This window comes from Cellulomonas sp. P5_C6, assembly GCF_054049635.1.
Genome location: NZ_JBFULZ010000316.1, coordinates 1 through 2,480 on the forward strand (window position 1 = coordinate 1; position 2,480 = coordinate 2,480).

Genomic DNA, 2,480 nt, shown 5'->3' on the forward strand with positions numbered 1-2,480 from the left:
GGGCGTGACGGCGGGGGCGCCCGCGCAGCCGGCGAGCAGGAGCAGGGAGGCCAGGGCCGCGGTGCGGCGAAGAGTGCGGGTCATCGGTACTCCTCCACTCGGGTCGAGACGCCTCGCCAGGACAGCACGGCGGCGAGCAGCCCGGCGACCAGCATGAGCCAGCCGACCAGGACCGCGGACCCGCCCGAGCCGGACAGGGCGTCGTGCGTCTGCGTCGCGCTCGCCTCGAGGCTGGAGGACGCGGCGGTCGAGAACGTCTCGAACACGTCGTTCGGGTCTCCGGGGGCCGGGCTGATCGCGAGCGCCACCGCGCCGTCCCAGTTGCCGCCGTCGTCGAGCGCCCGGATCTTCTGGTGCGCGGCGACCCAGTCGTCGAGCAGCGGCACCAGGGTGGTGTCGACCGTCGGCCGCGAGAGCAGGGTGCGGGCCTGGTCCGTCTCGGCGACGAACTGCTCCTCGTAGGCCTGCCCGGAGCCCCGCTTGATCAGCGTGAACGACTCCATGGACTTGGCGTCGTTGGCCAGCGAGTACGCGCGGGACACCGACACCGTGGCGTCGTACGGCCCGTGCCGGGCGTCGCCCGCCCGTGCGGCGGTCGACCCGAGGACGAACGCTCCCCCGACGCTCGCGGCGAGCGCGAGGACCGTGGACCAGAACAGGCCGGCGTTCAGGCGGCGGTGGGTGCGCCGGGCCATCCAGACCTGCACGACGACCAGCGCCGYCAGCGCCAGGATGCCGAGCGCGAGCAGCCACGGCACCTCGCCGACCGAGTCGAACGAGGCGTCCACCCGGTCGCTGTTGGCGTCGACGAGGTCGTCGAGGTTCGGCAGGACGTCCGTGCGCAGGACCGTGGACGCCTGGTCCAGGTACGCGGCGCCGACCGGGAAGCCCTGCCGGTTGTTGGCCCGCGCCTGCTCGACCAGCCCGGTGTACGTGGTGAGCCCGGCGGTCGCCTTGCCCAGCAGCTCGGCGTCCGCCTCGTTCGAGCCGGCCAGCTGCGCCAGACCGTGCGCGGCGGAGGCGATCGCGGCGTCGTACCGGGCCCGCTGCTCGGGCGGCTCCAGGCCGCCGACGAGGAACGCGTTCGTCGCGGTGGCGTCGGCGACGACCAGGTCGTTGCGGACGTCCTGGATGCCGACCAGCTGCGTGGTGTCGGCGTCCGCGGCGGCGAGCGCGTCGGACTGCGCCAGCCCGGCGCGCAGGCCGAGCACGCCGACGGCCAGGGAGGCGACGACCGCGATCACGCCCGCGACCCGCATCCTGCCCGGCGTGCGGCTCAGTGCGGCCCGCACGCCCGTCCGGCGGGCCGGGGCGGGGGCGGGCGCGGGGGCGGGAGGGACCGACGGCGGGGCGATGGTCTGCGTCACGCGGACTCCTCGATCTGATCAGCCGGTTCGGGCTCAGGCACCAGGTCCTGCGGGAGGAGCAGCCGGAGCTCGTCCACCGTCGGATGCTCAACGTCCCGCAGGCGCCACGCGTGCCGGGTGATCGCCTGGTCCAGCACGTTGCGGGCGTACCGACCGTTCCCGAACCCCTCGTCGCGGATCTGCAGGGACGCCAGCTCCTCGAACCGCGTCAGGCACTCGGGGGTCGGTTCGAAGTCGGCCTTGGCCGCCGTGCGGGCGAAGATCTCGCGCAGCTCGGCGTCGGTGTAGTCGTCGAACTCGACGGTCGTGGAGAAGCGGCTCTCCAGCCCGGGGTTCGTGGCCAGGAACGTCGCCATCGGTCCGGGGTAGCCCGCGACGATCACGACCAGGTCGTCGCGGTGGTCCTCCATGTCCTTGACCAGCGTGTTCACGGCCTCGGCGCCGTACTGGTCCTCGGCCAGCCCGTACGCCTCGTCGACGAACAGCACGCCGCCCAGCGCGGTGGCGACGACCTCGGACGTCTTCACGGCGGTCTGCCCGAGGTACCCGGCGACCAGCTCGGAGCGGTCCACCTCGACCAGGTGTCCCGTGCTCAGCAGGCCGAGAGCCTTGTAGATCGCGGCGACCAGCCGCGCGACCGTCGTCTTGCCCGTGCCGGGGTTGCCCAGGAAGACCAGGTGGCGGGTGAGCGTCGGCGTCGTCAGACCCGCCTCGGTCCGGAGCCGTTCCACGCGGAGCAGCTGGGTCTGCTGGCGGATCTCGGTCTTGACGCGCGCGAGCCCGACCAGCGCGTCGAGCTCGGCGAGCAGCTCGTCGAGGGTCTTCGCGGGGACCGGCTCCGGGGCTCCGTCGGGCTTCCAGGAACGCGGCCCGGGGGGCGTTGCGTCCTTCGGTTCCGACGGCGACACGGGAAGGGCGAGGTCCGGCAGCTCCGCGTCGGGCACGGGCACCGCGCTCCTCGGGCCGCCGACCGCGGCGAGCTGCACCGCGGCGGTCGAGGACGCCCGCGCGATCACGTCGATCTCCGCGGGACCCAGGTCGCAGGCCGCCGAGACGACCCYGGCGAGCGCGGCGGCGTAGGCGCCGGCGGCCGGCGACCCGGTCGCCACCAGC

The 2,480-nt window shown here is 74.3% G+C and carries 2 protein-coding genes; both read right to left on the reverse strand.

Features of this window, described 5'->3' with window-relative positions; all coding sequences use genetic code 11:
• Positions 1-80: 80 nt before the first annotated feature.
• Positions 81-1,367: a hypothetical protein gene (locus ACXJKG_RS20640; protein ID WP_456847591.1), complete on the reverse strand. Its 1,287-nt coding sequence runs from the start codon at positions 1,365-1,367 to the stop codon at positions 81-83.
• The coding region (locus tag ACXJKG_RS20645) for an AAA family ATPase (RefSeq protein WP_456847592.1) at positions 1,364-2,480 on the reverse strand (1,117 nt) is incomplete at its 5' end. The genes ACXJKG_RS20645 and ACXJKG_RS20640, both read right to left, overlap by 4 nt.